Source organism: Campylobacter sp. GB48 (assembly GCF_049221845.1).
In the GTDB taxonomy this organism is placed as follows: Bacteria; Campylobacterota; Campylobacteria; order Campylobacterales; family Campylobacteraceae; genus Campylobacter_D; species Campylobacter_D lari_C.
This window is the reverse complement of record NZ_JBMJAR010000062.1, coordinates 1-1,122: the sequence shown is the minus strand read 5'-3', so window position 1 is coordinate 1,122 and position 1,122 is coordinate 1. Positions and strand designations below refer to the sequence as shown.

General features: G+C 26.1%; 2 protein-coding genes. Both read right to left on the bottom strand.

The genetic code is table 11. The annotated features are described in order from the left end of the window. Positions 1–253 precede the first annotated feature (253 nt). Complete coding sequence (locus ACOTVC_RS08760) at positions 254–460, bottom strand: hypothetical protein (RefSeq protein WP_421628374.1); 207 nt, start codon at positions 458–460, stop codon at positions 254–256. Between the two features lie 314 nt (positions 461–774). Next, positions 775–1,080 (bottom strand): hypothetical protein, encoded by a 306-nt coding sequence (locus ACOTVC_RS08755; RefSeq protein ID WP_214099801.1) that lies wholly within the window; start codon positions 1,078–1,080, stop codon positions 775–777. Positions 1,081–1,122 lie beyond the last annotated feature (42 nt).

The following is a 1,122-nucleotide window of genomic DNA, read 5'->3' as shown; positions in this document are numbered from 1 at the left end:
CTTTCTAGCTTTGTTTTTAATTTAGAATAAATAGGAATTTGCAAATTTACTCCTAATACAGATAAATTGTTTTATTATAACCAATCTACTTAATACTTTTAATTAATTTAAATTCTTTGTTTTTAAGATATTCTTGTCTTAATGTTTCATCTATCTTATCAAGCTCATCAGGACTTTTATTTTTTGGTAAGTCCTAAAAAGACATAAGGAATGTTCCAATCCATGGGGTGGATATAAATCGTTGTGTAGTACTTCATTTATAAAATCCTCTATTTGCTAACCAATAAGCTAAATACCACCAAAAACTATTTGCAAATGCAAATACTATCCAAAAACTTAATTTATGAATTTTATATTTTATAATGCTTCTCTTTTCTAATAAAAACCAAATAGTAAAAAATATAATATGACACAATGTAAAAAGCAAGGCATAGTTGCCAAATCCATTTAAAATATCCATATTTATTCCTATTAAATAAATAAATCTGATAAGATAAATAATAGGTAAAAAAAATATGAAATAAGATATTATAGTCAATCCACAACAAGCGAAACAATCTAATACAAATTTAGCAAAATTAAATTTGTTATTCATAGATATTCCCTTACTATATATTGATTATTTTTTAACATCTTATTGCTTGTAACATTAACAGAATTCATTTTAATTCCAAAACCCCAAAAATCATCATTGAATTCATTAGGTTCTTTAGCTTCATACCATTTTTGATCTATCTTGTCTCATTCTTTATTTTTAAGATATTCTTGTCTTAATTATTCATCTACTTTATCAAGATCAGCAGAAAATCTAGCTTCTATAATGGTAGCATAAGCTGTAGGATCTCCTATTCTACGTATTTTATTTAAAATGAGTTTTTTTATTTTTTCATCTGTATTACACCCATCTCCTATCTCATACCCTAACTTTATCCCATCTGCATAAAGCCACAAAGGAGGAGTAAAAGCACTATCAAAAAAGCCTTTTTCATCATTCTCATCGATTAAATCAAGCATAGCATAACTAGCATCTGCTATATCAGCATAGTCTTTGATTTGAGAGATAAGTTCTTTAGGGTTCATCAGTAACTTTGTCCTGTATATTTTTCATCACTTTTTATAAAT